Genomic DNA, 26,309 nt, shown 5'->3' with positions numbered 1-26,309 from the left:
TTAAAATATATCGACTTACCGACAGAAACCGACAATAAATAAAAGGAGGCTATTCAAAAACGAGCCTCCTTTTCGTTTAGTACAAAGATTTTGTCATATTATTCCGAATAATTTCAAGGGATTTCGCTACAGTTAATGCATTCTTTTCTTCAATTTCTGGTTTACGGGGGATAGGTTTATACATGTTGTCTGGATCTTCCCATGTGAGGGGAAGTTCTGTTTCTGCTTGTCCTTTCCAAGCGTCAATCCATTCTGGAGGGAGATAACCTGAGATGTTTTGGATGTTGTTCATTTCGAGCCAAATGAGTGCCCAAGCTCTTGGGACGACGCGCCAGTGGTCATAGCCACCGCCGCCGACAGCAATCCAGCGACCATCGCAATATTCATTAGCGATTTCGCGAGCAAGCTTTGGTATTTCACGGTAAATATTCATCGTTGCGCAAAGGTGTGTAAGTGGGTCGTAATAATGTGCATCGGCTCCGTTTTGCGTTAAAATAATATCCGGTTTAAAGTATGCGGCAACTTCTTTTACGACAGTTCGATATGAATCTAAAAACGATTCGTCTTCTGTAAAAGCATCGAGTGGAACGTTAAAAGAATAACTATAGCCATTACCTTGTCCGCGCTCATTTACAGCGCCAGTTCCGGGGAATAAATAACGCCCCGTTTCATGTAAGGAAATGGTACATACGTTAGGATCGTCGTAAAAAGACCATTGTACACCATCACCGTGATGAGCATCTGTATCAATATATAAAACACGTAAACCGTATTTTTTCTGTATATATTTCATTGCGATGGAACTATCGTTATAGATGCAAAAGCCAGATGCCTTGCCGCGGAAACCGTGATGTAAGCCACCGCCTAAATTAAGCGCGTGTTTTACTTTCCCTGAAAGAACAGCATCGACAGCAGTTAACGTACCGCCAACGAGTAATGCGCTTGCTTCGTGCATATTTGGAAACATCGGTGTATCTTCTGTTCCGAGCCCATATGTCATCGCAATCGATTTTTCTAACTTACCTTCTCCAGCACGTTTTACCGCATTTATGTACTCCTCTGTATGAACGTAGGCAATCTCTTCATCTGTAGCCATCCGTGGTGAGATGATTTGAGAGGGAGAGATAAAACCGCCTTTTTGTAATAAATCATACGTAAGTGTGACGCGCAGTTGGTTAAAGGGATGATCAGGGCTAAACGAATAGCCCCGAAAGTCATCCGAATAAATAAACGCGCTACTCATGCTTGCATCCCCATGATGTTCGGCCATAATACGCGGTAGCCTTCTGCTTCAAGTGCATCAATCACTTTTAGCGGATTCATCGTTTGAATGCGGAAAACGAGTACTTTATCATTCTCATCTTTTGCTGGGTAGACGAGAACGCTCACGATATTTATTTGCAAATCACTAAAAATAGCAACGACTTTTCCAAGAATACCAGGTTCATTTTTTACTTGAATTTCAATTTGTGAACTTGGTTGATGTGCTCCTGTTAATTTCACTAACGTGTGCAGTACAGTGGATTCAGAAATGATTCCAACTAACTTTCCAGCCTTTGTTACAGGAAGGCACCCTATTTTATTTTCAAAAAATAAGGTAGCAATTTCCTCAACGAAATCAAGAGGATGGCAAGTCATAACAGGTTGTTTCATAATAAGGTCGAGCGGTTGTTTCAGCATAGCGAGTGGAACTTGTTCATCAAGAATTGATGGACTTGCATCTCTTACATCCCGATCAGAAATAATGCCTACGACATGATTATTTTGATCGACAATTGGAATGTGCCGAATGCCTTTCGTGCGTATCGTTCGGATTGCTGTTTCGATTGTATCGTTTGGGTGTAGTGTCACCACATCTTGATTCATAATTTCTTCTACAATCATTCCAGTTGCCCCCTTTATTTAGTACATAAAACGATTGTGAAAACGTAGACGATCAAATGCTTGAATAGAATCCGTATCAACGCGTTTACCGATGCGGACCATTAAACAGTTAGCGGGATGCGAGCAAATTTCAGGATCATCTGTAGCCATCCATTGTAAGCCACCAGCATTCATCATCTTTTCCATTACTTTTCGATATTCCCAAACGTTTAAGCCTGTTTGTTTTAAATCCCAGTGCCAATAATATTCAGTCGTCAATATAATGTAATCTTCCATATAATCGTCCATCATTGAAACCTCTAACAAGTTCTTTCCGACAGCGCATCCGCGGAAGGCTGGGACTACTTCAATTGCCCCGAGTTCAATTAAGTTTTCGATTTTTCCTTCTGACCATCGTTCGAGCGGATCAGGATATAAATATGTAACATATCCAACGATTGTTTGGTCATGTCTAGCAATAATGAGACGAGCTTCTGGTAATTTAGAAATTTCGACAATTGCTTTGTACTGCTGCTCGGCAGGACGAAACGCAACTAAATCTGGATGAAATTCATACATTTCTAAGTTATGTGTAGAGACAGGACCTTCAATAATTAAAGTGCCTTTCGCTGTTTTTAAGTTTCTAGCATTATATATTTTTTTATGAATCAATGTATTGCTCACCACCTTGAGGGTTTGTGAATCTATTAATATCGTACTTTATAATATATGCGATGTGAATCGAATTTTGTCATTAAAAATTTGTCTAAAAATCAACAAATATACTGAAAATTTTAAATAATGTCATTATAATAGATAATAGAATACATAGGAGGGGGATGTAAAGTATGAAAGTAGAAACGCTTCCTGTCATTAAAGGAGAAAATAATTTGCCGAATTATGATGAGGCATACGCGAATTTTAACTGGGAAGAGGTTAATAAAAACTTTACTTGGAATGAGACAGGCCGAGTAAATATGGCGTATGAGGCAATTGATAAGCATGCAAAATCCGATCGAAAGAATAAAGTAGCTCTTTATTATCAAGATGGATCGCGAAAAGAGAAATATACATTTAAGGAAATGAAGGATTTTTCTAATAAAGCAGGAAACGTCCTGAAAAATTATGGCGATGTAGAAAAAGGCGATCGCGTTTTTATTTTTATGCCGCGTTCCCCAGAGTTATATTTCGCACTTCTTGGTGCAGTGAAATTAGGGGCAATCGTTGGACCGCTATTTGAGGCATTTATGGAAGGTGCAGTTCGCGACCGTTTAGAAGATAGCGAAGCAAAGGTGTTAATTACAACGCCTGAATTGCTAGAGCGTGTACCATTAAATGATTTACCAGCTTTAAAAACAGTCTTCCTTGTTGGAGACAATGTAGAAGAAGGCGGTAAAACTGTAGCGTTTAATCCTTTATTTGAACAAGCTTCAAAAGAATTACATATCGAATGGTTAGGTCGTGAAGACGGTTTAATCCTTCATTACACGTCTGGTTCTACTGGTAAGCCAAAAGGTGTGCTTCATGCACAAAACGCAATGGTTCAGCATTACCAAACGGCGAAATGGGTATTAGATTTAAAAGAAGACGATGTATATTGGTGCACAGCTGATCCAGGCTGGGTAACGGGAACTGCTTATGGTATTTTCGCACCGTGGTTAGTCGGAGCATCAAATGTTGTTTTAGGCGGACGCTTTAGTCCAGAAGCGTGGTATGAAGCACTGCAAGATTACGGTGTAACAGTTTGGTATAGCGCACCAACAGCTTTCCGTATGTTAATGGGAGCTGGACAAGATGCAATTAAAAAATATGATTTATCACAAGTGCGACACGTATTAAGTGTTGGTGAACCATTAAATCCAGAAGTAATTCGCTGGGGTATGAGCGCATTTGGACTTCGTATTCATGATACGTGGTGGATGACAGAAACAGGTGGACAAGTTATTTGTAACTACCCTTGTATGGAAATCCGTCCAGGTTCAATGGGTAAACCAATTCCGGGTGTGAAAGCAGCGATTGTTGATAATGAAGGAAATGAAGTGCCTCCATACACAATGGGTAACTTAGCAATTGGTAAAGGTTGGCCAGCTATGATGCGCGGAATCTGGAATAATCAGCAAAAGTATGAGTCTTACTTCATGCCAGGAGACTGGTACGTATCAGGTGATTCTGCATACATGGATGAAGATGGATACTTCTGGTTCCAAGGACGTATTGATGATGTAATTATGACGTCAGGTGAGCGTGTTGGACCATTTGAAGTAGAAAGCAAATTAATTGAGCATGCTGCTGTTGCAGAAGCTGGTGTAATTGGTATTCCTGATCCAGTTCGCGGAGAAATCATTAAAGCATTTATCGCGCTTCGCGTGGGATACGAGCCATCTGAAGAGTTAAAAGAAGAAATTCGTCAATTTGTAAAGAAAGGCTTAGCAGCTCATGCGGCACCAAGACAAATTGAATTTAGAGATAAATTACCGAAAACGAGAAGTGGTAAAATTATGCGCCGCGTATTAAAAGCGTGGGAGTTAAACTTACCAACAGGTGACTTATCAACGATGGAAGATTAAGAGAGAAAGGTCTGAACGAAACAACGTTCAGACCTTTCTTTTTTATTCCCTCTTTAACCTACATAGAAGTTAAAGAGGAAATAAAATGAAAACAGAAAAAGAAAAAATGATACTAGGAGAAATATATATACCGACTGATCCAGTTTTAGTACAAGAGAGGGAGCGTTCTCGTATATTAACAAGAAAGTTAAATGAAACATTAGAAGTAAAATTAGAATAACGTAGTGGAATCGTAAAAGAACTATTTGGGACAACTGGAGACAATACGGTTATCGCATCTGGCGCCGTTGTAACGAAAGATGTGCCAGATCATGTAGTAGTTGGCGGAAATCCTGCAAAGGTTATTAAAAAAATAAAATAATATTTGAACGAAGCACCTTCCTCGTCTGTATACATTTATGAAAGAATAGATGAGGGAGGCTTTTATATGTCTAATAAATTACTTCTTACTTTTGCTTTAATTGGAATTATAGCCGTATTTTCTTGTGGTCTGTTATTACCGATGCCGATTGGATTTAAAGTTTCAATGATCACAGCTGGAGTCATGATGATTGTGATGTTTTCCATCATTATTCCGTTTGATAGAAAATATATAGTACGGAAAAAAGGATATAAAATTGATTTTACAAAAACAAAAGTGTATTTTCGTTGGAATGTATTTGATACGATTTCGGCTTGTCTTGCAGTGTATGCATGCATATGTGTGCAAGCATTAAATATTTTAGTTTCAACCGGCCAGACAATTCAAAACCCGTACGTTCAATTTTTTACGAATCAATCACAAGTATGGATTATTGTCGCAAGTTGCTATTTAATTTCCCGCATTTCGTTAACGTTAAAAGGAATAAAGGAGATCAAAAATCATGGCGCAGATTGGGATTGAGGAAGAGCTCATGCTTGCGTATCAAAGTGGAAATAAGCAGGCTGGGGAAAAACTATACGTTTTAATTAAACCAGCGCTATATACATTTCTGTATCGCTTTAATCGAGATGAACAGCTGAGTATCGACCTTGTGCAAGATACGTTTTTGACGTTAGAACGAAAGAAACATATGTATGAGCCTGAAAAAGGAAAAATAAAAACGTATTTATTTCAAATCGGTTATCGTCTTATGATTAATAAATTAAATAGGAGAAAAAAGTGGCGTACGCTTTTGCCGTTTTTAGTGCCGATTCCGGAAAAAGAATTTTCTCACGAAGATCGGCTCACAGTAAGGGACGCGATTTTGAAAGTTCCTGAAGAGCAAAGAGCGGTCCTGATCCTTTCTTATTATCATGATATGCAGCAAAAAGAGATTGCAGAAATATTAAACATTCCGATTGGAACAGTGAAATCGAGACTTCATAACGGGATAAAGAAATTGAAACAATTGCTGGAGGTGGATGAAATTGAGCGAAAATCCCTTTAAGAGTGAATATAAATTAAAACAGCATTTAGATAGTGACCATGTAGAAGTACCGGACTTTCCAAAAACGGTAAGTCGCTTCGATCGATTAATCGGATTTCTTGGTTCTCCGGCGAAAGATCCTGTGGAGGCGACGATAGGAAATGATTTATCAGTTTTGTTTCATGTATCGTTGCTAGTTGGAGTTCCGATTCTTTCTCTTATTACGATACTCTTTGCGACGTTGTAAAGGATTGGCAAGGTGAGAAATTCCACCTCTATTTGACACGCCTATATAAATGATGGTATAAAGAAAAGTATATGAATAATTGAGCGTGGAAAGGGAGAAGTAGTGATCATTTCCCTGTTTTAGAGAGCTGATGGTCGGTGGAAATCAGCACATAGATGATCGCGAATTACGCCCCTAGAGCATCTTTTTTCGATTGAATTGTATTCAAAAGGGAAAAGACGGTGCTAAGCCGTTATGTAAATAAGGTGGTAGGCTTTTTTGGTCTGCAACTAGGGTGGTAACGCGATAATCAAAATCGTCCCTTATTTGAAGGGGCGATTTTTTTATGTTTTCAACCTTCACGCCAGTAATGAACTTAAAGGAGAGTATGTAGGATATGGGTATTTTACAAGATCTTGAATTTCGCGGTCTAATTAATCAGCAAACAGATGCTGAGGGCCTTGAGCAATTACTAGAAAAAGAAAGCGTTAAATTATACTGTGGTTTCGACCCGACAGCGGATAGCTTACACATCGGTCATATGTTACCAGTATTAATGTTACGTCGTTTCCAATTAGCTGGTCACCAACCAATCGCACTTGTTGGCGGTGGTACTGGTATGATCGGTGATCCAAGTGGTAAAAAAGCAGAGCGTACATTAAATACGAAAGATACAGTTGCTTACTACACAGAAAGCATTAAAAACCAACTTTCAAACTTCTTAGAGTTTGAAAACGTGGACAACCCAGCAACAATGGCTAATAACTATGACTGGCTTGGTAACTTAGATGTAATTTCATTCTTACGCGATATCGGTAAAAACTTCGGTTTAAACTATATGTTAGCAAAAGATACAGTAGCATCTCGTTTAGAGACTGGTATTTCATTCACTGAGTTTAGTTACATGATTTTACAATCATACGACTTCTTAAACTTATACCAACACCATAATTGCCGCCTACAAATCGGTGGTAGTGACCAATGGGGTAACATTACAGCTGGTCTTGAATTAATCCGTAAATCAGAAGAAGATGCGAAAGCATTTGGTTTAACAATTCCACTTGTTACTAAATCTGACGGTACGAAGTTTGGTAAAACAGAAGGCGGCGCAATTTGGTTAGATCCAGAAAAAACAACTCCTTACGAGTTCTACCAATTCTGGATTAACACAGATGACCGTGATGTTGTTAAATACTTAAAATACTTCACATTCTTATCTCATGAAGAAATTCTTGAGCTTGAAAAGCAAGTAGCTGAAGCGCCAGAAAAACGTGTAGCACAAAAAGCATTAGGTTCTGAAATGACAAAACTTGTTCACGGTGAAGAAGCATTAGAGCAAGCAATTAAAATTTCAGCTGCATTATTCAGTGGTTCTGTAGCAGAATTGACTGCAAGCGAAATCGAGCAAGGATTCAAAGATGTACCATCTGTAGAACGTACTGCAGAAGATACAGTATTAATCGACTTACTTGTGGAAAGCAAAATCTCTCCATCAAAACGTCAAGCACGTGAAGATGTAACGAACGGCGCAATCTACGTAAACGGTGAGCGTACACAAGCATTAGACTACGTTGTAACAGAAAATGACCGCATCGAAGGTAAATTCACAATCATTCGCCGCGGTAAAAAGAAATATTTCTTAATTCGTTACTAATTAGAAACGAATATAAAACAAATAGTACCCCGAATTGTAGGCTGAAAAGTTTATGATTCGGGTTTTTTTATGTATGGATTTAAATCGCCGGATCTTTTCTTTTAAATAGAATATAAAGAATTAATATGAGCATATAAAGTAAACTAATTAGCATAACGATAAATGCCGCGGGATAAAATTTTGCTGCATATATAAAGAAATCGATTTGATAAATATCTTGGTAATTTGAGACAGTACCTTTAAAGTAATTGGTAAACTTAGCGCTATATTTCCATTCATCAGGATAATCTATTAAATTACTCCCCTGATACCAACTCATAAGTGCTGAAGTAATAAATAGCATACATGCACTGCCTAACTGAACCATTTGATTTATTGTCAAAAAGAATCCACCTCCTATTTTATGGTTATTATAGCGTGCATTCATATTCCTGTAACCTTTTTGTTGTAATCTCCTTTTCGAGTTCATACGGAAATCACATGTAAGCGGTATGATAAATGTATAACAACTAGAAAGGAGTGGTAAAACGAAATGTCACTAGAAGCGCTCATTATTTTTTCTTTGCTAAATGCGGGTCAGCTTGCAGAGAATTCGAAGGTGGATATACATAAAGAGCAGAAAGATGCTTATGTATATGTTCAGAAAGAGGAAAATAAATAATTTTATTTTATATATAAACGAAAAAAGCCAATCCACAGGATTGGCTTTTTTTTCGGAGAGGTAATTTCTATCCTTGTGATTCAGTATTTTGTTTCTCGATTTTTTAAATGATCTTGAACCATTGTTAGGGAACGGGAAAGGTGTTTATCTGTTCTAATTCGTGTAACGACATAATGCTCTACCATGAATATTACTTCATCTTGTACTAATTCTTCTAATAGCATTTTTATTTTTTTGAGGTTCTTTAAATGAAGAGGGATCGTGGTAAATTCTTCTTTCAAAACAAGTAGCTTCTTTTCTCATCTGTTTTTTGTACTTACCCATTTCTATATACACACCAGCTTTTTTATTTTTGGCCTAATTATATGTGTTTTATAAAATAAAAAAAGCCCAGGCCCCTCGATAAACAAGGTTCCTAGGGCTTTTAATAATACTCTTTTCAGAGTACCGAGATTAACGAGAGTAGAACTCTACGATTAATGCTTCGTTGATTTCAGCTGCTAACTCAGAACGCTCAGCGTGACGAGTGTAAGTAGCTTCTAATTTATCAGCATCGAAAGTTAAGTATTCTGGTACGAAGTTGTTAACTTCGATCGCTTCTTTAACAACAACAAGGCTGTTAGATTTTTCGCGAACGCTGATAGTTTGACCAGGTTTTACACGGTAAGATGGGATATCTACGCGAGATCCATCAACTGTGATGTGACCGTGGTTTACTAATTGGCGAGCTGCACGACGAGTGCGAGCTAAGCCCATACGGTAAACTAGGTTGTCAAGACGAGCTTCAAGAAGGATCATGAAGTTTTCGCCGTGCTTACCAGGCATTTTACCTGCTTGGTCAAATGTGCGACGGAATTGACGCTCAGTCATGCCGTACATGTGACGAAGTTTTTGTTTCTCTTGTAATTGTAAACCGTATTCTGAAAGTTTCTTACGTTGGTTAGGACCGTGAGGACCTGGTGCGTAAGGGCGTTTTTCTAATTCTTTTCCTGTGCCGCTTAGAGAGATTCCAAGACGACGAGACAGTTTCCAAGCTGGACCTGTATAACGAGCCATAGTTGACTCCTCCTTTAAAAATGTTTTTATTTACGTAAAATAAAAACAGACGTAATCGATATTTACGGGCATTTTGTTTTCATGTACCTTCGCTCCAGCAGCAGGGAGTTACGAGATACACCTCCGTAGAGGAACAAAATACAAACGATAAACTCACATTACAAGGCTGCCTTTTTATTTTACACAAACGCTATTATATCTTTTACCCAGAGTTTCGTCAAGCGAGTACGTTTTTGTTTTATGCATATAAATTTTGGAAATTAACAAGAAGGAATTTAAAAAGATATAAAAGAAGAGATAGAAACACAAATAAAACGCTTACATAAAATATGGTGAAAACGTTCATCAAATTTTTGTTGATGAATATGCGGCAGTAAAAACATAAAAGGGGATGTTTTTATGAAAAAGAAGCATATGGAGACAGCGTTAATTCATCACGGTTATACATCTGAGGAACATAAAGGAAGTTTAACACCACCTTTATTTCAAACGTCTACATTTACATTTGAGACTGCACAGCAAGGTGAGGCGAGTTTTGCGGGAGTAGATCCATCTTATATTTACTCAAGACTTGGAAATCCAACTGTAAAATTATTTGAAGAACGTATGGCGGTGTTAGAAGGAGGAGAGGAAGCACTTGCTTTCGGATCCGGTATGGCAGCTATTTCAGCAACCTTAATTGGTTTTCTAAAGGCTGGAGATCATATTATTTGTTCAAATGGATTATATGGGTGCACGTACGGTTTTTTAGAAGTGTTAGAAGAAAAATTTATGATTACGCATTCTTTTTGTGATATGGAAACAGAGGCTGATATTGAAAATAAGATTCGCCCAAATACAAAGCTTATTTTCGTTGAAACACCGATTAATCCGACAATGAAATTAATTGATTTAAAACAAGTGATTCGGGTTGCAAAGCGAAATGGATTACTTGTCATTGTTGATAATACGTTTTGTTCACCTTATTTACAAAGGCCGCTTGAACTCGGCTGTGACGCGGTTGTGCATAGTGCGACAAAGTATATCGGGGGTCACGGTGATGTTGTAGCAGGGGTAACGATTTGTAAAACGAAAGCGTTAGCTGAAAAAATTCGCCCGATGCGAAAAGATATCGGCGGTATTATGGCGCCGTTTGATGCGTGGTTATTGTTACGTGGATTAAAGACGTTAGCGGTAAGAATGGATCGTCATTGTGATAATGCAGAAAAAATTGTGTCGTTCCTAAAAAATCATGATGCGGTAGAAGGTGTTTGGTATCCAGAAGGGGAACTAGCATCTCGCCAAATGAAACGGGGCGGCGGTGTGATTTCTTTTTCAGTAAAAGGCGGGAAAGAAGAGACGCAAGCGTTTATCAATGACCTTCACTTTATTACAATTGCGGTAAGTTTAGGAGATACAGAAACGTTAATTCAGCATCCAGCGACGATGACGCACGCTGCGATTCCAGCTGAGCTAAGACAAGAAATGGGCATTTATGATAATTTAATACGTTTATCTGTCGGTTTAGAATCATGGGAGGATATTGCTTCTGATTTAGAGCAAGCGTTAAAGAACATATCTACGGTCAATCAATAAAAAAGAGCTAGCTATCGGTTTTGTACGTGATGTACTCAATCGATAACTCGCTCTTTTCCTTTTACATATGTGTTAGGAGTGTTTCCACAAACTTTTCTAAATAGCGCTGATCTACTTCGTCAAAACGATTTTTTTCAGGGCTATCGATATCAAGTACACCGATGACAGTTCCTTCTTTTACAATCGGTACGACGATTTCTGAATTTGAAGCACTGTCGCAAGCGATATGTCCTGGGAATTGGTGAACGTCTGCTACAAGCTGCGTTGTTTTCGTTTCAGCTGCAACGCCGCAAACGCCTCGTCCAAATGGGATGCGTACGCAAGCAGGCATTCCTTGGAATGGTCCAAGAACAAGCTGATTTCCTTCTGTTACGTAAAAGCCAACCCAATTCACACGATCTAAAAATTGGTTTAATAATGCGGACGCATTTGATAAGTTTGCGACTACGTTTGATTCGCCAGTTAATAATGCATCCAGTTGTTTAATTACTGTCTCATATTGCTCTTCACGAGATCCTGCATAACTTTCTTTAGTAAACATGGAAACAGCTCCTTTTTTATCGAGATGTGTAAAATATTAGCAAAACACGATGTATTTCACATGACTTTGTCGATAGAAAATTAAAGGAATTTGTCTTAAAAGTCAAGAAATTTAAACTATAGCTGTTCAGTGAGAGGAAGTGAGCGCATGAAACAGACGAAACAAAAAGTAATTGATGCGGCAATATCGTTGTTTAATACGAAAGGTTATGATGGAACCTCGGTGCGAGACATTGCAAAGCGAGCGGATGTGAATGTAGCGAATATTTCATATTATTTTGCTGGAAAGCAAGGTTTATTAGAACGGCTTATTACTGATTTTTTAGAAGGATATATTCATGTGATTGAAATGTCGTTTGAACAGAGAGAGTATTTGTCAGCTAAAGATGTGATGGTGCAAATGGTGCGCGGAATTTTACGATATCAATTTGAAAATAGGGAACTGACACGTTTCTTCTACCGAGAGCTTTCGCTTGATACGACATTAATTCGTGAAGTGATGACCGTTTATTTTTCTAAAGAAAGATATTATATAGAGCAAATAATTAGACAGGGACAAATGAAGCAAGAGTTTAGAAAGGTATCTTTTACAATGTTTATGACGCAATTAAAAGGCATGATGAATATGCCGTTTTTATATCCGCAATATATATCAGAAGTACTGCATTCTTTTCCGTCTGAAACATTTTTCTTAGAAATGTACACGAAAGAAATTGAACAATGGATGGAACAAACATTATGTATAACGAATATGTATTATGAATTGCCAAGAGCCGTTCATATGTGAAAAATCCCCACCTAACGAACTGAGGTGGGGATTCTTGTGCTTTCTTTTCTTTGCCATAAATTGTTGCATAATAGCGCGATAATTGTTAATGAGGCTCCGGTAACTTCAATTTTGTCGACTGTATAACCTCGAAAGATGGAACCGATAAGTGCAAGGACAGGAACTAAATTCATAAATAATATGCCGTTAATAGATGAAATATAGCGATTTCCTGTGTTCCAGCAAAATACAGCGATAACCCCTGCAATAATCGACATATATAAGAGTTCAAAACGAACGCTCATAATTGTAGAGAGTGACGGTACAGTAACGACGTTTGTGTAAGTGAAGAAAGTGACAATAACGATGAGTGAAATTGAGCCGAATAAACAAGTTAACGTCGTATATCGAAGTGGTGACCAAGATTGAAAACGAGCACCACCGTTCGTGTAAATGACCCAGCAAGTAACGCCGCATAGCATAAGTATATTTGTTGAGACGTGACTGGCAGCTCCAAATAATAAGTGAATATTTCCTTTTGAAATGACAAGCATAACACCGATTAGTGCAACGAACATACAAAGGAATGTGTAGTTTTGTGGGCGTTTGTTTTTTGTTATCCACTGCAATAATAAAGCGATGAGTGGCATAAGAGACTGAATCATAGCCGCATGGATGGCTCCAGAAGGTCCGGCAAGTTGTTGTCCGTAGAAAACGAGAAAACCATATCCAGCGAAACCGACTGTTCCGTAAAAGAATAACGAAAGTGTTCTCTTTTCTAAGCGGAGCGACTGTGTCCCTTCGGTAATTAATAACAGAATAAGAAAAATAATAGCTGCTGATCCGTATCGGATAGTTGTGAAGAAGAACGGATCGATAAACTGTAAGGCGTTTGCCATTACAGGAAACATAAATCCCCAAGCCGTTACGGCAAGTAAGCATAGGAGGGATCCGAGTAGCATTTGTTTTTTGTTCAAGAGTATCTTTCCCCTTTACATTTCGTTATAGTAAGTTGATGAAATAAGTATAAAGAGTAATTGTTTATAGAAGGAAATACCGATTTCTTATGACAGTTATAACTTTTTGTTAGAGGTGTGTACGATGGATTTAGAGGCAGTACGATCGTTTATTGAAGTAAAGAACACGCGAAGTTTATCAAAGGCAAGTAAGCTTTTACATATTTCTCAACCGGCGCTTAGTAAACAAATTCAAAGGTTAGAAGCGGATTTAGAGGTTACTTTACTCAAGCGTTCCGCGCAAGGAGTCGAATTAACAAGTGCTGGAGAGTTATTTATAACAAGAATGTTACCGGTTTTGGAACACATACATGAAGTGAAAGCCGAAATGAAGAAGTTTCAAGAGAAGCGGAGCATTTCTATAGGCATATTGCCAAGTTTAGCAGCACATTACATATCAAAATGTAAAGATATATTAGGTGACGGGTTCGAAGTAGAATGGAGAATTGAGCATACGAAAGTACTAATGGGACTCTTTAAAGAACGGAAGATTGAAGCGATGTTCATTGATTCAGTAGTAGAAGGCGCTACATGTATAAAAGAAATGCGAGAAGAAAAAATTGTTTGTGTCGTTTCAAATGATCATCTTTATAAAGAAAAAACAGTAATCCGAATGGAAGATTTTCAAAATGAAAAGTTAATCGTATATCCAGAAATCTGTGATGTAAGGAAAATGATTACGAATATGTTTCAAGGGATAGGTGCGAAACCAATCATTGCATTTGAAACTTCTTATGCAGAACCGATGCTTGCGATGGTCGGTGCTGGACTTGGTATCACGTTACTTCCAGAAATGTCAGTAGAGCAAGCGGTAAAGCAAGGGAATGTGCATGCGATTTCTATTGAGCCACCACTTGTGCGGAAAATTTATTTCGCATCTCATATGGAAGAAGGCCCTTTGTCCCGCTATTTGCCGGGCAGTAAGACCCCACCTCAAAATTCAGCGAAAGCAAAGAAGTTAGGTGGGGAATCAACTACCCGTAAAAGCCCGATTGGTGAGGGCTAATAATCAGTGGGCGGGAAACAACCCCCACTGATTAAAGTTTCACTTTATTGCATTTATTTGATGATGAGAGATAATCCAAATAGAATATTGAGAAAGATTACAATTGCATTGAAAGAAACATGAAATTTTAAAAAAACTAGGTCAAAAACAAGCCATTACATGGTATGATTAGTACATTGTTAGTTGTTAAATATAGGGGGATTCCCTTTTTATACATAATGCCTTCCATTTCATAAACGGAACGGACAAAAAAAGAGATATAACTAGGAGGCTTTTTTGCATGGATTCTATCCTGACGATCGTTATCATTGTAGTAAGCTCTATTCTAGTGCTGCTCATGATAGAGCTTGTGATAAGAAATCGTTCATATAAAGATATTGAGGCACTGGAGCAGTGGAAACAAGAGATAAAAGATAAACCTGTGGCAGATGAACTAAAGCGGGTAAAAGATTTAAATATGACGGGTCAAACAGAAGAGCTGTTTGGCAAATGGCGTGAAGAATGGGATGAAATTGTATCAACAACCCTTCCGAAAGCTGACAAAGATTTAGCGCAAGCGCGAAAATTCGCCTCGCAATTCTCCTTCCGAAAAGCAAAGCATGCGATGAATGAATCCATAAGTGGTTTAGATGACGCTGATAATCGTATTACAGACATTTTAAATGAATTACAGCAATTGTTAGAAAGCCATGAAAAAAATAGCTCGGAAATTGAAGAGTTACGTGATACATATCGTAGTATGAAGAAGAGTGTTCTTGCCCATAGACATATGTATGGAGCAGCAGAGCAGAAAATTGAAGAGATGCTAGATGCTGAATCTAATAAATTTAAAAGCTTTGAAGAGGCAACAGATAATGGTGACTATTTAAAAGCGAGAGAAATTGTTATTAGTTTGGAAGAAGGTTTAGCAGATTTAGAAATCATTATTCACCAAATTCCAGATTTATTGGTAGAGTGTCAAGCGACGTTACCAGTTCAGCTGGAAGACTTATTGCACGGACATAACGATATGGTAAGACAAGGTTATGTATTAGAGTATTTGGAAATCCCTAAAGAAGTTCGCGATATGACGACACAACTACACACATGTTTAATGGATATACAGGAGCTTCATATAACGGAAGCGACTGAAAAAGTAGAAAACTTAAAAACGCGTTTAGATGGTTTCTATGATCAGCTGGAGCAAGAGGTGCATGCGAGACATTATGTGGAGCAAAAAACACTTTCTGTTTATGAAGATTTAGAAGAAATTCGCACTGAAACGATTGAAACAAAAGCAGAAACACAACTTGTGAAACAAAGTTATCAGTTACAAGATAAGGACATTGAGTCTCAAAAAGTAATTGAAAAGCAAATGCACATTTTAACGAAACGTTTTGAAATGCTACAATTACGCGTTGCTGAACAAGATATTGCCTTCTCTATTATTCGTGAGGAATTAGAAGAGGTTTATGAGCAATGTGAAACATTGAAAGTACTTCATGCAGAATATAAAGAAATGCTGCAAACGATGCGTAAAGAAGAATTTGAAGCGCGTGAGAAATTACAAGAAATGCGAAATATCATTTTCGAAACGAAACGATTTATGCAAAAGTCGAATTTGCCAGGTCTTCCAGAGAGTATTATGGAAGATTTAAAAAGAGGACAAATGGCAATGCAAGCTGTATATGATCAATTAGAAGTGAAGCCATTAAATATGAACGCTGTAAATAGCAGTTTAGAAGAAGCATACACAACTGTTAATGGTGTAGCTGAAATGACAGAAGAGTTAATTGGACAAGCGTATTTAGTTGAAAAATTAATTCAATACGGTAATCGTTACCGTAGTCATGATGAGAGTCTTGCAGAGAGCTTAAATTATGCGGAGAAATTATTCCGTGAATATCAATACGATGCAGCTTTAGAACAAGCGGCTTCTATACTAGAGCAACTTGAACCTGGCGTTGTTCAAAAAATAGCTGAATATGTAGACAATGAACAAACCCTTTCATAAAGGGTTTGTTTTTTTGTGTAATTTTGAGGGCGATGTTGCTATAATGAATAGCGGAATACAGTAAGGTTATTCGTTTTAAAATAAAGTGAAACTGTAATCAGTGTGGGCATCCTCGCTAATTATTGTCCTTCACAATCGGGATAAAATGGAACCTTTGAGTAGTCTTAGCGTAATTACATGTATTTGTGATATGATTATATGATGTGATAGCGCTGAAAGGGGAAGAACGATGATCTATTTTGATAATAGTGCGACGACGAAGCCATATCCAGAAGCTCTTCAATCGTACGTAACGGTTGCTGGAAAATATTTTGGAAACCCTTCTTCTATTCATTCGCTTGGAGGAGAGGCAGAGCGTCTATTAACACAATCAAGAACGATTGCAGCGCAACTTCTTCACGTTAAACCTTCTGAAATTATTTTCACATCAGGTGGAACGGAAGGGAATAACCTTGCGATTAAAGGGATAGCGATGAGGAATCGTTCGCGCGGTAAACATATCATTACAACAAATATTGAACACGCGTCTGTGTTTGAAGCATATAAACAGTTAGAAGATCTCGGTTTTGATGTAACATATTTACCGGTTAATGAGCATGGTGTTGTATCGGTAGAGGATGTAAAACGAGCACTTCGTGAAGATACGATTCTTGTGTCAATTATTCACGTGAACAACGAGACTGGAGCGATTCAGCCTGTTGTTGAAATTGGAACGTTATTATCGAATTATCCGAAAATAAGATTCCATGTGGACCATGTACAAGGGATAGGAAAAGTACCGCTTGATTTATACGCTTCTCATATTGATCTTTGCTCAATATCTGGACATAAATTCCACAGTGTAAAAGGAACAGGTCTGCTTTATATACGTGATGGCGTAAGGTTAGATCCAATTTTATCAGGTGGTCAACAAGAGCTGAAGTATCGCTCTGGTACAGAGAACTTACCTGGCATTGTAGCGATGGTGAAAGCACTTCGCATGACAATGGAACAAGTGAAAGAAAAGGTAGCTCATTTGCAAAGTTTACAAGCAGAGCTTGTCCGTTTCTTTAAAGAGATGGAAGATGTAACGATCAATACGTCGCTTGCATATGCAGCACCGCACATTTTAAATGTATCATTTGTTGGTTTAAAACCAGAAGTGGTCGTTCATGCTTTAGAAGAACACGGTGTATATGTATCGACGAAGTCTGCTTGTTCTTCAAAAGCGAATGAAGTGAGCAGAGTATTAGTGTCAATGGGAGTACCGCATGCCGCTGCTGCAAGTGCGATTCGTATTAGTTTGGCACCAGAAAACACGATGGAAGAAGTAAAACAATTTGAAGGTATTGTGAAACAAACAATGCCAAAATTATATGAAGTGATGAGGTAAAGGAATATGATGACATATGAATATATTTTAGTTCGTTACGGAGAGATGACGACTAAAGGTAAGAACCGTTCTAAATTCGTAAGCACATTAAAAGATAACGTGAAGTTCAAACTGAAAAAGTTCCCAAATATTAAAATCGATGCAACACATGACCGTATGTACATCCAATTAAATGGTGAAGATCATGAAGCGATCTCTGAAAGATTGAAAGATGTATTTGGTATTCATAAGTTTAACTTAGCGATGAAAGTACCATCAGAATTAGAAGATATTAAAAAAGGTGCATTAGCAGCTTTCTTACAAGTAAAAGGCGATGTGAAAACATTTAAAATTACTGTACACCGTTCTTATAAGCATTTCCCAATGAGAACGATGGAATTATTACCTGAGATTGGTGGGCACATTCTAGAAAATACAGAAGATATTACAGTAGATGTTCATAATCCAGATGTAAATGTACGTGTAGAAATTCGCAGTGGTTATAGCTACATTATGTGCGATGAGCGTATGGGGGCTGGCGGTTTACCAGTTGGCGTTGGCGGAAAAGTAATGGTACTTCTTTCTGGTGGTATCGATAGCCCGGTAGCAGCTTACTTAACGATGAAACGCGGCGTATCTGTGGAAGCAGTTCACTTCCATAGCCCACCTTTCACAAGCGAGCGTGCGAAACAAAAAGTAATCGATTTAGCACAAGAGTTAACGAAATACTGTAAACGTGTAACACTTCACCTTGTTCCATTTACAGAAGTGCAAAAAACGATTAATAAAGAAATTCCATCTAGCTATTCAATGACAGTTATGCGCCGTATGATGATGCGTATTACAGAGCGTATCGCAGAGGAGCGTAATGCACTTGCAATCACGACTGGTGAAAGTCTTGGACAAGTAGCAAGCCAAACATTAGATAGTATGCATACGATTAACGAAGTAACAAACTATCCAGTTATTCGTCCACTTATTACGATGGATAAATTAGAAATTATTAAAATCGCTGAAGAAATTGGCACATATGAGATTTCAATTCGTCCGTACGAAGATTGCTGTACAGTATTCACACCAGCAAGCCCAGCGACGAAGCCGAAGCGTGAAAAAGCGAATCGTTTTGAAGCGAAATATGATTTCACACCATTAATTGATGAAGCTGTAGCAAACAAAGAAACAGTGGTATTGCAAACAGTAGAAGTAGTGGCGGAAGAAGAAAAATTCGAAGAACTTTTCTAAACCCATAAATTACCATATCTAAACCGTGTATGAAGTCATGTTATTTATCACACTCTATACTCACAAGGAGGTGATATAACATGGCACGTAGCACAAATAAATTAGCGGTTCCTGGTGCTGAATCAGCATTAGACCAAATGAAATACGAAATCGCTCAAGAGTTTGGTGTTCAACTTGGAGCGGATGCAACATCTCGCGCTAACGGTTCTGTTGGTGGCGAAATTACTAAACGTCTAGTTTCACTAGCTGAGCAACAATTAGGCGGTTTCCAAAAATAATCCCATATACGATGGCTTAGAAAGAGCGGGTTCTCCCGCTCTTTCTTTTTTTGTGTTGTGTCGCTATTTGTCGGTAAGTCAATATCCTTTGTCGAAACGTCGATATATTCCAAAAATCGTTGATATATTCCAAGTTGTGTTCGATATATTTAAAAAATCGTCGATACAATTTCATTTACCAATTCGACAGAACTAAAAAATTTGTCAAAAGAAGAGGGTTCAAAATAGACAGAAAATTCTTTATTATATAAGGGAGGCATAAAAAAGGAGGATGTTTATGAAGAGAGAACAATTGTTGGCACCGCCGTCTTATAATTTAGTTTCTGAAATAGAGAAATATACAGGTGATAAAGAGAAGCTTGCTTTAATTTGGCAAGATGATAAAGGGAATAGAAGAGAAGTTACATACGCTGAGTTAATGCAAGGTGCGAATAAAATTGGAAACGCTTTTATAAAGAGTGGTCTGCAAAAAGGGGACAAGCTCCTCATTATGATGCCGCGTTTAATTGAAGCGTACATGACGTATATCGCAGCGATTAAAGCAGGATTTGTCGTAATTCCAAGTTCGGAAATGTTGCGTAAAAAAGATATTGAATATCGAATCGGGCATGGTGAAGTAAAGGCAATTGTAAGTTATGAGCCGTACATTGGCCAGTTTGATGATATAGAAGTGATGGAATCTCTTCGAAAATTCGTTCTGAGCGAGCAGTCAGTAGATGGATGGATCAATTTAAAAACAGCGTTAGAAACAGAAAGTGACATGTTAGAAATGGCGAAGACAGATAAAGAGGACATGGTCTTTTTATCTTACACGTCAGGAACGACAGGAAATCCAAAAGGTGTTGTTCATACGCATGCGTGGGCATACGCTCATTTACGTACGAGCGCCCCAAATTGGCTTGGAATTGAAGAGAATGATGTTGTATGGGCAACGGCTAGTCCAGGCTGGCAAAAGTGGATTTGGAGCCCGTTTTTAGCAACTCTAGGCTCTGGGGCAACAGGATTTGTGTACAACGGTAAGTTTGAACCGAAAACATATTTAAATTTATTAAATGATAATAAGGTGAATGTGCTTTGTTGCACGCCGACTGAGTATAGATTAATGGCAAAAGTAGAGAATTTAAGTGAGTATAATTTAGAAGCGTTACATAGCGCTGTATCCGCAGGTGAGCCGTTAAATAGAGAAGTCATTGAGACGTTCCAAAAACACTTTGATATTACAGTAAGAGACGGCTATGGGCAAACGGAAAATACATTACTTGTTGGTATAATGAAAGGGATGGATATTAGACCAGGATCAATGGGGAAACCAACGCCAGGCAACCACGTTGATATTGTAGATGAGGAAGGTATGCCGGTAAAGGTAGGAGAAGTTGGTGATATTGCAGTTCACATTGAAACACCAGCCCTCTTTAAACAATATTATAAAGACGATGAACGCACAGCGATGCAATTTCGCGGTGATTATTATATTACCGGTGATAAAGCGAAGAAAGATGAAGATGGCTATTTCTGGTTTGAAGGGCGCGGTGACGATATTATTATTAGCTCTGGTTATACAATCGGTCCGTTTGAAGTAGAAGATGCGCTTGTAAAACATCCTTATGTAAGAGAGTGTGCGGTTGTCGCAAGCCCTGATGAAATTCGCGGAAGTGTCGTGAAGGCATTTATTGTATTAAGAGAGAATATAGAAAAGAACGAAGAAACATTAATTCCAATACTCCAACAACACGTCAAAGAACTCACTGCACCATATAAATACCCTCGCAAAATTGAATTTATAGATGAACTACCAAAAACAATTTCTGGAAAAATTCGCCGTATTGAACTTAGAAAACAAGAGATGGAGCTACCCTCAAAATAATTTTGAAAACAGTGAAGGAAATAGTTGAATGAAATGGAAAACAATGATAATATAAAAACGAACACAAGTTCGATTTTATAAACTTAAAAAAGAGGTGTCCGTATGATTTTAGGTATTAATCCTTACTTAGTTTTAGATGGTAGTGGGCAAGAAGCTGTACAGTTTTATAAAGATGCGTTAGACGCAAAAGTAGAAGTCATGCAAACTTTTGGTGACATGCCTGAAAATCCAGAATACCCGATTCCAGCTGAAGCGAAAGAGCGCGTTCTACATGCTACTTTAAAAGTTGGTAATACGGAACTTATGATTTCTGATACATTCCCAGGTCAAGGGCATGCAATTGGATCTCAAGTAACAATCGCAATTCAAATTAGTAACGCGGAAAAAGCGAAAGAAGTATTCGATAAGTTACAAGAAGGTGGAGAGGTTATCATGCCACTTCAAGAAACGTTCTGGAGCCCAGCATACGGACAAGTAAAAGATAAATTTAATATTGAATGGCAAGTTACAACGTCTACTACTGAACAAAAGTAATGTTTAGAAAAGCACCATGTTTTGAAATGGTGCTTTTTTTTATACAATAAAACAAAGGAGATGGGATATATGGGAGAAATTTGGTACGGCGGCATCATTTACACGATGAGGGAAGAAAATGAAAAAGTGGAAGCTATTTATGTTGAAAATGGCAGGATCGTTGATATTGGGAGTAAGGAAGAGTTAGAAAACCGATATGCTGCGATAGAATTGTACGATTTAAAAGGGAAAACAATGATTCCAGGTCTTGTTGATAGCCATATGCACCTTATTGGGCATGGAGAGAGGTTACTTCGTCTAGATTTATCAAATTGCACATCGTATAGTGACATGCTTACTCTCGTTCAGAAGCGAGTAGAAGAAGCACCAAAAGGCTCTTGGATTATTGGAGAAGGCTGGAATGAAAATAATTTTACAGATACGAAAGATGTTCATGCAAAAGATTTAGATGCGATTTCGAAAGAACATCCGATTTTATTAAAGCGCATTTGTCGCCACGTCACATGGGTGAATTCATACATACTGCAAGAAGCGAACATAACAGAAGCGACAAAAGATCCGAAGGGTGGAAGAATTGGCCGAGATTCATCCAATATGTTAACCGGGCTTTTATATGAACAAGGACAAGAATTAATAAAACATGTTCAGCCTGAAATTGATGAAGTCTACTTACAAAGCGCTTTGCAAACAGCGATTAAAGATTGTTGGCAATATGGACTCGTTGGTGGGCATACGGAAGATTTAAATTATTACGGTGGTTTTAGAAAAACGCATAATGCGTTTTCTCATGTTATAAAAGAAATGCCATTTAAAGCGCATTTGCTCGTTCACCATGAAGTAGCGCATGAGCGAAAAGAATATGAAAATGAACACTATATTGAATTTGGGGCGATGAAAATTTTTTCTGATGGCTCTTTTGGCGGAAGAACAGCTTTATTAAGTGAACCATATGAAGATGCGAAGGAAACAAATGGGGTTGCAATCTTCTCGCGTGAAGAGCTTGCAGAGTTAGTGAAAAAAGCACGAGACTTACATATGCCAGTTGCGATTCATACAATCGGTGATTTATCGCTCCAGTATGTTATTGATGCACTTGAACTATATCCACCAGCAGACAGATTGCGTGACCGCATTATTCATTGTCAGCTTGCCCGTGAAGAGTTGATTGAAAGAATGAAAAACTTGCAAGCCATTATTGATATACAACCAGTCTTTCTTTCATCGGATTTTCCATCAGTCATTGAAAAACTAGGCGAGCATCGTCTTCGTTATGCGTATGCTTGGAAGACGTTACTGGAAGCAGGATTACACTGTAACGGTGGCTCAGATGCTCCAATTGAACAAGTAAATCCATTTCTAGGCATATATAGCGCTGTTACACGTAGAAGTTTTATTGACGGCGTATGTTATATGCCAGAAGAAAGATTAACGGTATATGAGGCTGTTTCTTTATTTACAACAGGGAGTGCCTATGCAATCGGAAAAGAAGCGAAGCGAGGGCAGATTACAAAAGGATATGAAGCAGACTTTACGATAGTAGACCGCAATATTTTTGAAATAGAAGCAGAAGAAATAAAAGAAGTACAAGCAGCAATGACTGTAATAGATGGCCGAATCGTCTATAGAAAAGATGAGTGAAAATATATCAGCGATTTTCGGAATATATCGACCGCAACTTGAAATATATCAGCGATTATTGGAATATATCGACCACAATCCGGAATATATCAGCGATTATTAAATTATATCGACTTACCGACAAGAAATGACAAGAATAGTGACTGATAGCGAGAGAAATAAATAACCGCCGAATTATGGAATTCCATAATTCGGCGGTTATTTTCATGCTATAAAAACGTTCTCTGTACTTTTTCCCAGAAAGAATTGTTTTTTAGTTTAACTGTTTTAATTTGTTTATCGCTTAAGCGTACAACAGCTTTTTCCACTTGTTTAATGCTGAGCGCTTCATTATCCATACCGATAACAGGATAATCGTTACCGTCTGGTCTTAGTTTTAAAGTTAATGTACGTTCGTGATTTAAAATGAACGGTGAACCAAGTGTACGGTATGTGTTGTTATTTAAAGATGCTAATTCACTTACTTGGAAGCAAGGGATGAGCGGATCAACAACTGCACCGTGCAATGATTTATTGTAAGCTGTACTTCCTGTTGGGGTAGAAACAACTAAACCGTCACCTCTAAATGTTTCGAAATATAAATCATCAACGTGAACATCTACAACGAATGTTTTAATAATGCTAGAACGTAATGAGAACTCATTTAAACAATGGAAAGATGTACCGTGATCTACATCTACCTGAATTGTTGGATATTTTCGCACTTCAATTTCATTTTTTGTAATTTCTTGAAGGGCTGTATCAATGTGATCAAGGTGGAAATCGCAGTAGAACGAAATTTCATCTTTCGTAGAAATCCCTGCGTATAAACAATCTTCTCTAAAACCAGTTTTACGAACGGCTTGTAAGAAAGTTGCATCATCTCCAACACTGACGATAGCGTTTGCATTTTTTGGATGATCTAATATGGTAAATCCATTCTCTTCTAAAATACGATAGATTGGTTTCATTTTTTCAACGAGCGTTGCTTTGTCATCACCATAAAAGAAAAATAAATTGCGACGATCTGCCATTATGTATCCCTCCACTGCAGTTAAATTTTCTGTTTTTCGTGCTACATATCATTAGAGTCCGTTCCCTGATGATATGTTCAAATAATATATTTCGATATAAATTGTCAAAATACCTTTTTATTTTTAGAAAAATTTTTATATTCAATCTTATGGAACTCTGTTTAATGATGAATAAAGTTGTCGATAATGGGTACGGAGTGAAAGGATGATACGTATGAAGTGGCTTGCAATTGGAATAATAATTCTTCTCCTTTTTATTTTGTTTATACTATTGTCGAAAATAAAGCTTAAGGTGACATTTTTATATTCAGAAATGGAAAAGCAATGTTTGCTTCAAGTGAAAATATGGATGATTCGATATACATTTGATGTGTTGGAAAGAATTGAAAAACAGCAGAAGAAAACAGGACAAAAAATCGAAAAAGCTGAAGAGGACGGCGGACTAGATAATAAAATTATGGCACAACTTGATAGCATGGGGGAACTGATAAAAAAGCTTCAAGAAGTTCATACTATTGTTAAAGATTTTCTCAAACGAGTGAAAATCAATGGTTGGAAATGGCATACGCAAATAGGAGCAGGCGACGCAGCTAGTACTGGAATTGTCACTGGATATGCATGGGGGACAAAAGGAATGGCTGCTGGAGTTGTAGGACAATATATGCATATTGTCGACGTACCAGAATTTGAAATTACTCCTGTTTTTCAAGGGAAAGGATTTGCATCAAGATGTGAGTTAACGGCATCTTTTCGTATATTCCGTACTATAAAAACAGCGGTGAAATTACTCGTGTTTATGAGAAGACAAAGATCTGGTACGACAGAAAAATCTGTTCAAGCATAGGGGGGGATATAGAATGGACCATCCAATTCAAGGTTTAATGACAACTGCAATGCAGCATTTAAAACAAATGACTGATGTAAATACAATTGTTGGTGACCCAATTAAAGCGGCAGATGGAAGTGTAATTCTTACTGTTTCGAAAGTTAGTTTCGGATTTGCTGCTGGTGGAAGTGAATTTGGTAAAGTAGAACATTCAGGCCGTCATCCATTTGGCGGGGGAAGCGGTGGAGGAGTTTCTATCAATCCTGTTGCTTTTCTTGTTATAAATGGAGAAGGTGTAAAAGTGTTGCATTTAGATAAGCAAACACATGTCATCGATAAAATAATTGAATTAGCGCCACAAGCTGTTGATAAAGTGAAGGAAATGATGGATAAACGAAAAGAAGACGATCCTGAATTTCAAATTTAACGAACAAAGAAGCTGATCAATAGATTAGCTTCTTTAATTTTTTTGTAAATAAAGCGATTTTATTTGCATTATCGATAGGGACAAACTATCATTTACATTGTACATATTTTGTTTAAATAAGGGAGGATTCTCAAGTGGCAAACGTAACTTTTAAAGGTAATCCAATGACTTTAGTTGGAACAGAAGTTAAAGTTGGCGATCAAGCGCCAAACTTCCAAGTATTAGCAAATGACTTATCTCCAGTAAGTTTAGAAACATACAAAGGCGAAGTAAAATTAATTAGTGTTGTACCTTCAATCGACACAGGTGTGTGTGATGCACAAACACGTCGTTTTAACCAAGATGCAGCAGGTATTGAAAACGCAAAAGTATTAACAATTAGCGCTGATTTACCATTCGCTCAAAAACGCTGGTGTGCAGCAAACGGTTTAGAAAATGTTGTTACACTTTCTGACCACCGCGACCTTTCATTCGGTGAAGCTTACGGCTTAGTAATGAAAGAACTTCGTTTACTTGCTCGTGCAGTATTCGTAGTAGATAGCAATGACAAAGTAGTTTACGTAGAATACGTAAATGAAGGTACAAGCCATCCAAACTATGAAGCAGCATTAGAAGCAGCAAAATCTGCGAAGTAATGTGAAGAAAATGACCTCTTATAAAGAGGTCGTTTTTTCTCATATATTGCTGCGTAATGGTACCAATATATGAGAAAAAACGTTATATCATATATAATTAAAAGGGGAGCTCTTGACAGGAGGTCGCTTTTTCTTTTTGGAAAAAATCACTTTGTGGTATGATATAAGTTATGTGTAAAAGAGAAAAGGA

The 26,309-nt window shown here is 37.7% G+C and carries 26 protein-coding genes, 2 pseudogenes and 1 other annotated feature; of the genes and pseudogenes, 20 read left to right on the top strand and 8 right to left on the bottom strand.

The window, feature by feature from the left end:
- Positions 1-76 precede the first annotated feature (76 nt).
- The 3 genes from acuC to acuA are packed head-to-tail and all read right to left on the bottom strand — an operon-like array spanning position 77 to position 2,535.
- Positions 77-1,243: an acetoin utilization protein AcuC gene (gene acuC, locus ACQVV1_RS20700; RefSeq protein WP_080468436.1), complete on the bottom strand. Its 1,167-nt coding sequence runs from the start codon at positions 1,241-1,243 to the stop codon at positions 77-79.
- Positions 1,240-1,884, bottom strand: a complete 645-nt coding sequence (locus tag ACQVV1_RS20695; RefSeq protein ID WP_000634565.1) for an acetoin utilization AcuB family protein — start codon at positions 1,882-1,884, stop codon at positions 1,240-1,242. The genes acuC and ACQVV1_RS20695 overlap by 4 nt, the downstream gene beginning before the upstream one ends.
- Before the next feature lie 18 nt (positions 1,885-1,902).
- The gene (gene acuA, locus ACQVV1_RS20690) at positions 1,903-2,535 is read right to left on the bottom strand and encodes an acetoin utilization protein acetyltransferase AcuA (protein ID WP_063222474.1); all 633 of its coding nucleotides are present in this window, start codon (positions 2,533-2,535) and stop codon (positions 1,903-1,905) included.
- A 176-nt stretch (positions 2,536-2,711) separates the two neighbouring features.
- Here acuA and acsA point away from each other — a divergent pair, with 176 nt between their 5' ends.
- From acsA to tyrS, 6 genes and pseudogenes are all read left to right on the top strand, one after another.
- Positions 2,712-4,430 carry an acetate--CoA ligase gene (acsA, locus tag ACQVV1_RS20685; protein WP_063222475.1) on the top strand — a complete coding sequence of 573 codons (1,719 nt, stop codon included), beginning with the start codon at positions 2,712-2,714 and terminating at the stop codon, positions 4,428-4,430.
- An 85-nt stretch (positions 4,431-4,515) separates the two neighbouring features.
- Positions 4,516-4,791, top strand: a pseudogene (locus ACQVV1_RS20680) (maltose acetyltransferase domain-containing protein).
- Positions 4,792-4,857: 66 nt separating this feature from the next.
- Positions 4,858-5,313: a hypothetical protein gene (locus ACQVV1_RS20675; RefSeq protein WP_000066442.1), complete on the top strand. Its 456-nt coding sequence runs from the start codon at positions 4,858-4,860 to the stop codon at positions 5,311-5,313.
- The gene (locus ACQVV1_RS20670; RefSeq protein ID WP_063222477.1) at positions 5,294-5,839 is read left to right on the top strand and encodes an RNA polymerase sigma factor; all 546 of its coding nucleotides are present in this window, start codon (positions 5,294-5,296) and stop codon (positions 5,837-5,839) included. Before ACQVV1_RS20675 ends, ACQVV1_RS20670 begins: the two co-directional genes overlap by 20 nt.
- On the top strand, positions 5,820-6,065 hold the full coding sequence (locus tag ACQVV1_RS20665) for a hypothetical protein (RefSeq protein WP_242252478.1): 246 nt from the start codon (positions 5,820-5,822) through the stop codon (positions 6,063-6,065). Before ACQVV1_RS20670 ends, ACQVV1_RS20665 begins: the two co-directional genes overlap by 20 nt.
- Before the next feature lie 77 nt (positions 6,066-6,142).
- Positions 6,143-6,371 (top strand) — a binding site (T-box leader).
- A 70-nt stretch (positions 6,372-6,441) separates the two neighbouring features.
- Positions 6,442-7,698 (top strand): tyrosine--tRNA ligase, encoded by a 1,257-nt coding sequence (tyrS, locus tag ACQVV1_RS20660; RefSeq protein WP_242252480.1) that lies wholly within the window; start codon positions 6,442-6,444, stop codon positions 7,696-7,698.
- A gap of 79 nt (positions 7,699-7,777) precedes the next feature.
- Here tyrS and ACQVV1_RS20655 read toward each other — a convergent pair whose 3' ends face one another.
- On the bottom strand, positions 7,778-8,125 hold the full coding sequence (locus ACQVV1_RS20655) for a YjdJ family protein (protein WP_242252481.1): 348 nt from the start codon (positions 8,123-8,125) through the stop codon (positions 7,778-7,780).
- A 105-nt stretch (positions 8,126-8,230) separates the two neighbouring features.
- On the opposite strand from ACQVV1_RS20655, the gene ACQVV1_RS20650 reads away from it, so the two are divergent.
- Positions 8,231-8,359, top strand: coding sequence for a hypothetical protein (locus ACQVV1_RS20650; RefSeq protein WP_000050940.1), 129 nt, complete (start codon positions 8,231-8,233; stop codon positions 8,357-8,359).
- A gap of 453 nt (positions 8,360-8,812) precedes the next feature.
- Here the strand turns inward: ACQVV1_RS20650 and rpsD are convergent, their stop codons facing one another.
- Entirely contained in the window at positions 8,813-9,415 is a 603-nt protein-coding gene (gene rpsD, locus ACQVV1_RS20645; protein WP_000135322.1) for a 30S ribosomal protein S4, read from the bottom strand.
- Positions 9,416-9,814: 399 nt separating this feature from the next.
- Here rpsD and megL point away from each other — a divergent pair, with 399 nt between their 5' ends.
- Positions 9,815-10,990: a methionine gamma-lyase gene (gene megL, locus ACQVV1_RS20640; protein WP_242252485.1), complete on the top strand. Its 1,176-nt coding sequence runs from the start codon at positions 9,815-9,817 to the stop codon at positions 10,988-10,990.
- 61 nt (positions 10,991-11,051) lie between these two features.
- Here megL and ACQVV1_RS20635 read toward each other — a convergent pair whose 3' ends face one another.
- Positions 11,052-11,531, bottom strand: coding sequence for a GAF domain-containing protein (locus ACQVV1_RS20635; protein ID WP_063222481.1), 480 nt, complete (start codon positions 11,529-11,531; stop codon positions 11,052-11,054).
- A 147-nt stretch (positions 11,532-11,678) separates the two neighbouring features.
- Between ACQVV1_RS20635 and refZ the strand changes: the two genes are divergently transcribed.
- Positions 11,679-12,317, top strand: coding sequence for a forespore capture DNA-binding protein RefZ (refZ, locus tag ACQVV1_RS20630; protein WP_242252487.1), 639 nt, complete (start codon positions 11,679-11,681; stop codon positions 12,315-12,317).
- An 11-nt stretch (positions 12,318-12,328) separates the two neighbouring features.
- Here refZ and ACQVV1_RS20625 read toward each other — a convergent pair whose 3' ends face one another.
- On the bottom strand, positions 12,329-13,273 hold the full coding sequence (locus ACQVV1_RS20625) for a DMT family transporter (RefSeq protein ID WP_242252488.1): 945 nt from the start codon (positions 13,271-13,273) through the stop codon (positions 12,329-12,331).
- Positions 13,274-13,397: 124 nt separating this feature from the next.
- Between ACQVV1_RS20625 and ACQVV1_RS20620 the strand changes: the two are divergent.
- From ACQVV1_RS20620 to ACQVV1_RS20585, 8 genes and pseudogenes are all read left to right on the top strand, one after another.
- Positions 13,398-14,213: pseudogene (locus ACQVV1_RS20620) on the top strand (LysR family transcriptional regulator); the annotation flags it as partial.
- Positions 14,214-14,598: 385 nt separating this feature from the next.
- Complete coding sequence (gene ezrA, locus ACQVV1_RS20615; protein ID WP_242252490.1) at positions 14,599-16,311, top strand: septation ring formation regulator EzrA; 1,713 nt, start codon at positions 14,599-14,601, stop codon at positions 16,309-16,311.
- A gap of 229 nt (positions 16,312-16,540) precedes the next feature.
- Positions 16,541-17,683 (top strand): cysteine desulfurase family protein, encoded by a 1,143-nt coding sequence (locus tag ACQVV1_RS20610; protein WP_063222485.1) that lies wholly within the window; start codon positions 16,541-16,543, stop codon positions 17,681-17,683.
- Between the two features lie 6 nt (positions 17,684-17,689).
- A complete protein-coding gene (gene thiI, locus ACQVV1_RS20605) occupies positions 17,690-18,904 on the top strand; it encodes a tRNA uracil 4-sulfurtransferase ThiI (protein WP_431169447.1) in 1,215 nt (404 codons plus the stop codon).
- An 80-nt stretch (positions 18,905-18,984) separates the two neighbouring features.
- Positions 18,985-19,182 (top strand): alpha/beta-type small acid-soluble spore protein, encoded by a 198-nt coding sequence (locus tag ACQVV1_RS20600; protein ID WP_000124490.1) that lies wholly within the window; start codon positions 18,985-18,987, stop codon positions 19,180-19,182.
- Positions 19,183-19,459: 277 nt separating this feature from the next.
- On the top strand, positions 19,460-21,046 hold the full coding sequence (gene mbcS, locus ACQVV1_RS20595; RefSeq protein WP_242252492.1) for an acyl-CoA synthetase MbcS: 1,587 nt from the start codon (positions 19,460-19,462) through the stop codon (positions 21,044-21,046).
- 102 nt (positions 21,047-21,148) lie between these two features.
- Positions 21,149-21,580, top strand: a complete 432-nt coding sequence (locus ACQVV1_RS20590; RefSeq protein ID WP_063222487.1) for a VOC family protein — start codon at positions 21,149-21,151, stop codon at positions 21,578-21,580.
- 69 nt (positions 21,581-21,649) lie between these two features.
- Entirely contained in the window at positions 21,650-23,218 is a 1,569-nt protein-coding gene (locus ACQVV1_RS20585) for an amidohydrolase (protein WP_431169446.1), read from the top strand.
- A gap of 209 nt (positions 23,219-23,427) precedes the next feature.
- On the opposite strand, the gene ACQVV1_RS20580 is transcribed toward ACQVV1_RS20585, so the two are convergent.
- The gene (locus ACQVV1_RS20580; RefSeq protein WP_063222489.1) at positions 23,428-24,231 is read right to left on the bottom strand and encodes an NAD kinase; all 804 of its coding nucleotides are present in this window, start codon (positions 24,229-24,231) and stop codon (positions 23,428-23,430) included.
- Between the two features lie 205 nt (positions 24,232-24,436).
- Between ACQVV1_RS20580 and ACQVV1_RS20575 the strand changes: the two genes are divergently transcribed.
- The 3 genes from ACQVV1_RS20575 to tpx all read left to right on the top strand — a co-directional run bounded on the left by ACQVV1_RS20575 (position 24,437) and on the right by tpx (position 26,119).
- On the top strand, positions 24,437-25,075 hold the full coding sequence (locus ACQVV1_RS20575; RefSeq protein ID WP_242252496.1) for a DUF2953 domain-containing protein: 639 nt from the start codon (positions 24,437-24,439) through the stop codon (positions 25,073-25,075).
- A gap of 13 nt (positions 25,076-25,088) precedes the next feature.
- Positions 25,089-25,484 (top strand): GerW family sporulation protein, encoded by a 396-nt coding sequence (ytfJ, locus tag ACQVV1_RS20570; protein WP_000350005.1) that lies wholly within the window; start codon positions 25,089-25,091, stop codon positions 25,482-25,484.
- Between the two features lie 134 nt (positions 25,485-25,618).
- Positions 25,619-26,119, top strand: coding sequence for a thiol peroxidase (tpx, locus tag ACQVV1_RS20565; RefSeq protein WP_060632534.1), 501 nt, complete (start codon positions 25,619-25,621; stop codon positions 26,117-26,119).
- The last annotated feature ends 190 nt before the right edge of the window (positions 26,120-26,309 follow it).

It is taken from the genome of Bacillus basilensis (genome assembly GCF_050630465.1).
Lineage (GTDB): Bacteria > Bacillota > Bacilli > Bacillales > Bacillaceae_G > Bacillus_A > Bacillus_A basilensis.
The sequence above is the reverse complement of the archived record's forward strand: the minus strand, read 5'-3'. Positions and strand labels throughout refer to the sequence as shown.

What these genes read in the sequence shown, in the direction of transcription:
- ACQVV1_RS20610 (WP_063222485.1), top strand. Translation starts at nt 16,541, where the DNA reads ATGATCTATTTTGATAATAGTGCGACGACGAAGCCATATCCAGAAGCT.
- ACQVV1_RS20585 (WP_431169446.1), top strand. Translation starts at nt 21,650, where the DNA reads ATGGGAGAAATTTGGTACGGCGGCATCATTTACACGATGAGGGAAGAA.
- ytfJ (WP_000350005.1), top strand. Translation starts at nt 25,089, where the DNA reads ATGGACCATCCAATTCAAGGTTTAATGACAACTGCAATGCAGCATTTA.
- ACQVV1_RS20575 (WP_242252496.1), top strand. Translation starts at nt 24,437, where the DNA reads ATGATACGTATGAAGTGGCTTGCAATTGGAATAATAATTCTTCTCCTT.
- thiI (WP_431169447.1), top strand. Translation starts at nt 17,690, where the DNA reads ATGATGACATATGAATATATTTTAGTTCGTTACGGAGAGATGACGACT.
- ACQVV1_RS20650 (WP_000050940.1), top strand. Translation starts at nt 8,231, where the DNA reads ATGTCACTAGAAGCGCTCATTATTTTTTCTTTGCTAAATGCGGGTCAG.
- rpsD (WP_000135322.1), bottom strand. Translation starts at nt 9,415, where the DNA reads ATGGCTCGTTATACAGGTCCAGCTTGGAAACTGTCTCGTCGTCTTGGA.
- megL (WP_242252485.1), top strand. Translation starts at nt 9,815, where the DNA reads ATGAAAAAGAAGCATATGGAGACAGCGTTAATTCATCACGGTTATACA.
- refZ (WP_242252487.1), top strand. Translation starts at nt 11,679, where the DNA reads ATGAAACAGACGAAACAAAAAGTAATTGATGCGGCAATATCGTTGTTT.
- ACQVV1_RS20635 (WP_063222481.1), bottom strand. Translation starts at nt 11,531, where the DNA reads ATGTTTACTAAAGAAAGTTATGCAGGATCTCGTGAAGAGCAATATGAG.
- ACQVV1_RS20675 (WP_000066442.1), top strand. Translation starts at nt 4,858, where the DNA reads ATGTCTAATAAATTACTTCTTACTTTTGCTTTAATTGGAATTATAGCC.
- ACQVV1_RS20695 (WP_000634565.1), bottom strand. Translation starts at nt 1,884, where the DNA reads ATGATTGTAGAAGAAATTATGAATCAAGATGTGGTGACACTACACCCA.
- acsA (WP_063222475.1), top strand. Translation starts at nt 2,712, where the DNA reads ATGAAAGTAGAAACGCTTCCTGTCATTAAAGGAGAAAATAATTTGCCG.
- ACQVV1_RS20590 (WP_063222487.1), top strand. Translation starts at nt 21,149, where the DNA reads ATGATTTTAGGTATTAATCCTTACTTAGTTTTAGATGGTAGTGGGCAA.
- ACQVV1_RS20600 (WP_000124490.1), top strand. Translation starts at nt 18,985, where the DNA reads ATGGCACGTAGCACAAATAAATTAGCGGTTCCTGGTGCTGAATCAGCA.
- ACQVV1_RS20580 (WP_063222489.1), bottom strand. Translation starts at nt 24,231, where the DNA reads ATGGCAGATCGTCGCAATTTATTTTTCTTTTATGGTGATGACAAAGCA.
- acuC (WP_080468436.1), bottom strand. Translation starts at nt 1,243, where the DNA reads ATGAGTAGCGCGTTTATTTATTCGGATGACTTTCGGGGCTATTCGTTT.
- ezrA (WP_242252490.1), top strand. Translation starts at nt 14,599, where the DNA reads ATGGATTCTATCCTGACGATCGTTATCATTGTAGTAAGCTCTATTCTA.
- ACQVV1_RS20655 (WP_242252481.1), bottom strand. Translation starts at nt 8,125, where the DNA reads ATGAATGCACGCTATAATAACCATAAAATAGGAGGTGGATTCTTTTTG.
- mbcS (WP_242252492.1), top strand. Translation starts at nt 19,460, where the DNA reads ATGAAGAGAGAACAATTGTTGGCACCGCCGTCTTATAATTTAGTTTCT.
- tyrS (WP_242252480.1), top strand. Translation starts at nt 6,442, where the DNA reads ATGGGTATTTTACAAGATCTTGAATTTCGCGGTCTAATTAATCAGCAA.
- ACQVV1_RS20670 (WP_063222477.1), top strand. Translation starts at nt 5,294, where the DNA reads ATGGCGCAGATTGGGATTGAGGAAGAGCTCATGCTTGCGTATCAAAGT.